This window comes from Streptomyces sp. NPDC056503 (assembly GCF_042794995.1).
In the GTDB taxonomy this organism is placed as follows: domain Bacteria; phylum Actinomycetota; class Actinomycetes; order Streptomycetales; family Streptomycetaceae; genus Streptomyces.
In genome coordinates this window covers 869-3,957 of sequence record NZ_JBHTST010000054.1, presented here as the reverse complement: position 1 = coordinate 3,957, position 3,089 = coordinate 869, and the positions used below count along the sequence as shown (strand labels likewise).

At 70.4% G+C, this 3,089-nt stretch carries 1 protein-coding gene; it reads right to left on the bottom strand.

All coding sequences use genetic code 11. The features are described from left to right. Positions 1–110: 110 nt before the first annotated feature. Positions 111–2,813, bottom strand: a complete 2,703-nt coding sequence (aceE, locus tag ACFQ8C_RS18160) for a pyruvate dehydrogenase (acetyl-transferring), homodimeric type (RefSeq protein ID WP_383458232.1) — start codon at positions 2,811–2,813, stop codon at positions 111–113. Positions 2,814–3,089: the final 276 nt, after the last annotated feature.

Below are 3,089 nucleotides of genomic sequence, written 5' to 3'. Positions count from 1 at the left end.
TGGGGGGGTGGTTTGGGTGTTTTTTCAAATTTCTTTTGGGGGGGGCGGGGCATATACCCCCCATCCCGGCCCCCCGCCACCGACAGTCCGGCCCCGGGGGGCCGTGGCCCCTACAGGCCGTAGCGCTCGCGCGCCTCCTTCACGGCGGTGGCCGGAACCTCGCCGCGGCGGGCGAGCCGGGCCAGGGAGGCGGCCACGATCGACTGCGCGTCGACGCCGAAGTGGCGACGGGCCGCGGCGCGGGTGTCCGAGAGGCCGAAGCCGTCGGCGCCCAGCGACGAGTAGTCCTGCTCGACCCACTGCGCGATCTGGTCCGGGACCTGGCGCATGTAGTCGGAGACCGCGAGGACCGGGGACTCGACGCCCGCGAGGGCCTGGCGCACGTACGGGACGCGCTCCTCGCCGCGCAGGAGGGCGGCGTCCGCCTCCAGCGCGTCGCGGCGCAGCTCGGTCCAGGAGGTGGCAGACCACACGTCGGCGGCCACGCCCCACTCGTCGGCGAGCAGCTTCTGCGCCTCCAGGGCCCAGTGGATCGCGGTGCCCGAGCCGAGCAGCTGGATCCGCGGCGCGTTGGCGGGCAGGGTGAGCCCGGCCGACTCGGCGGTGTTGAAGCGGTAGAGGCCCTTGACGATGCCCTCGTCGACGCCCGCGTGGCCCGGCTTGGCCGGCTGCGGCATCGGCTCGTTGTAGACCGTCAGGTAGTAGAAGACGTCCTGGTCCTCGCCCGGCGCGGCCTCGCCGTACATCCGGCGCAGACCCTCCTTGACGATGGCCGCGACCTCGTAGGCGAACGCCGGGTCGTAGGTCAGCGCGGCCGGGTTGGTGGCGGCGATGACGGGGGAGTGGCCGTCGGCGTGCTGGAGGCCCTCACCGGTCAGGGTGGTGCGGCCGGCGGTGGCGCCGACGAGGAAGCCGCGGCCGAGCTGGTCGCCGAGCTGCCACATCTGGTCGGCGGTCCGCTGCCAGCCGAACATCGAGTAGAAGATGTAGAACGGGATCATCGTCTCGCCGTGCGTGGAGTACGCGGTCGACGCGGCGATGAAGTCGGCCATCGAGCCGGCCTCGGTGATGCCCTCGTTCAGGATCTGGCCGTTGACGGCCTCCTTGTAGTACATCAGCTGGTCGCGGTCGACCGGCTCGTACGTCTGCCCCTTCGGCGAGTAGATGCCGAGCGAGGGGAAGAGGGACTCCATGCCGAAGGTGCGGGCCTCGTCCGGGACGATCGGGACCCAGCGCTTGCCGGTCTCCTTGTCGCGGACCAGGTCCTTCACGAGGCGCACGAAGGCCATCGTGGTGGCGATGGACTGCGAGCCGGAGCCCTTGTCGAAGGAGGCGAACGCCTTCTCGGACGGGGCCGGCAGCGGGGCGACCGGGTGGACGCGGCGGGCCGGGGCGGGGCCGCCGAGGGCCGCGCGGCGCTCCTTGAGGTAGCGGACCTCGGCGGAGTCGGCGCCCGGGTGGCCGTAGGGGACGACGCCGTCGACGAACTGGGCGTCCGAGATCGGCAGCTCAAGAAGGTCACGCATGTTCTTGAACTCGTCGGTCGTCAGCTTCTTCATCTGGTGGTTCGCGTTCTTCGACGCGAAGCCCTCACCGAGGGTGAAGCCCTTGACGGTCTGCGCCAGGATCACGGTCGGGGCGCCCTTGAACTCCAGGGCGGCCTTGTACGCGGCGTAGACCTTGCGCGGCTCGTGGCCACCGCGCGAGAGGTGGAAGCACTCCAGGATCTTGTCGTCGGAGAGCAGCTGCGCCATCGCGACGAGCGCCGGGTCCTTGCCGAAGAAGTCCTGGCGGATGTAGGCGGCGTCACGGGTCTGGTACGTCTGGACCTGCGCGTCCGGCACCTCGCGGAGGCGGCGGACGAGGGCGCCGGTGGTGTCGAGCGCGAAGAGCTCGTCCCAGGCGTTGCCCCAGAGGGACTTGACGACGTTCCAGCCGGCGCCGCGGAACTGGGCCTCCAGCTCCTGCACGATCTTGAAGTTGGCGCGGACCGGGCCGTCGAGGCGCTGCAGGTTGCAGTTGATGACGAAGGTCAGGTTGTCCAGACCCTCGCGGGCCGCCAGCGCGAGGGCGGCGGTCGACTCGGGCTCGTCCATCTCGCCGTCGCCGAGGAACGCCCACACGTGCGAGGCGGAGACGTCCTTGATGGCGCGGTTGGTCAGGTAGCGGTTGAAGCGCGCCTGGTAGATCGCGGAGAGCGGGCCGAGACCCATGGAGACGGTGGGGAACTCCCACAGCCAGGGCAGGCGGCGCGGGTGCGGGTAGGAGGGCAGGCCGTTGCCGCCCGACTCCTGCCGGAAGTTGTCGAGGTGCGACTCGTCCAGGCGGCCGTCGAGGAAGGCGCGGGCGTAGATGCCGGGGGAGGCGTGGCCCTGGATGTAGAGCTGGTCGCCGGACCCGTCACCCTCCTTGCCCTTGAAGAAGTGGTTGAAGCCGGTCTCGTAGAGCCAGGCGGCGGAGGCGAAGGTGGCGATGTGGCCGCCGACGCCGTGCTTGGAGCCGCGGGTCACCATGGCGGCCGCGTTCCAGCGGTTCCAGGCGGTGATCTTCCGCTCCATCTCCTCGTCGCCGTCGATGGCGGGCTCGGAGGAGGTGGGGATGGTGTTGAGGTAGTCCGTCTCCAGCAGCTTGGGGAGGGCCAGGCCCGCCCCCTCGGCGTGCTGGAGCGTGCGGCGCATCAGGTAGGCGGCCCGGTGGGGGCCGGCGGCCTTGGTGACGGCGTCCAGGGAGGCCGCCCATTCGGCGGTCTCCTCGGTGTCACGGTCCGGGAGCTGGTCGAGCTCGCTCGGAATCTTGCCTACGGGATCGGTCATGATCGCCGCCTTCCGGACAGATGGGGGTGGAGATAAAAACGGTGGCCTTGTCTGGCAGGACAGGGCTGAGGGCCGGGTGACGGCCCGCCGACGACTGTAAACCGCCGATCGATGATCGATCAAAGGGTTGAAGGCGGAAACCTCTTCAGATCGAGAAAGTCGGGGGCGCGGGGGGAGTAAAAGGGGGCCCCCGGGGGGCAATTTTGTAGGATATGGAGACCGGCCCCACCCCCCCCAGCCCGGCGGGGGGGCAGCGCAGACAATGAGGGCGCGGGG